The organism is Anaerobacillus sp. MEB173, assembly GCF_052119505.1.
Taxonomy (GTDB): Bacteria; Bacillota; Bacilli; order Bacillales; family JBJMAU01; genus JBJMAU01.
The window spans coordinates 1-618 of the sequence record NZ_JBJMAU010000062.1; the positions used below are offsets into that span (position 1 = coordinate 1).

Here is a 618-nt window from a genome sequence, read left to right on the forward strand (position 1 = left end):
TAAAACCAATGTAAAATTTATAATTTAAAATGTAAAATTGGTTGAAAGTAATGCTTCGAAGTGAATGCTTCTCAAGTTTAATCTATTGTTATCTAGTTTTCAGGGAATGAACCCTTTAGTTTGGATTTGCGCTGTAAACTTCCATGAGAAGCCTACATCAATTCTAAATTATAAATTCTTAATTCTAAATTAGCGTAGCCCGGTGGCGATAGCGAAGAGGTCACACTCGTTCCCATACCGAACACGATAGTTAAGCTCTTCAGCGCCGATGGTAGTTGGGGGTTTCCCCCTGTGAGAGTAGGACGTTGCCAGGCTGACTCTAATTAAAATACCTTAAACATCGGGGCCTTAGCTCAGCTACGAGCTAAACCTCTGTGAACTAACAACGAGTTGCTTCGACGCAGTGAACAACGGAGCAATGCTTGTAGAGGAAGAAGCAGGGATGCTTCATTGAAACACATCTTTAATACATCGGGGCCTTAGCTCAGCTGGGAGAGCGCCTGCCTTGCACGCAGGAGGTCAGCGGTTCGATCCCGCTAGGCTCCACCAATTATATAAATTTTTACAAAACGGAGGAATACCCAAGTCCGGCTGAAGGGATCGGTCTTGAAAACCGAC

The 618-nt window shown here is 43.7% G+C and carries 1 tRNA gene and 1 rRNA gene; both read left to right on the forward strand.

The features are described 5' to 3' along the window. The first annotated feature begins 198 nt into the window (after positions 1-198). Positions 199-314 (forward strand): 5S ribosomal RNA (gene rrf, locus ACJ2A9_RS23735). A gap of 159 nt (positions 315-473) precedes the next feature. Beyond that, positions 474-549 (forward strand) — tRNA-Ala (locus ACJ2A9_RS23740). Positions 550-618 lie beyond the last annotated feature (69 nt).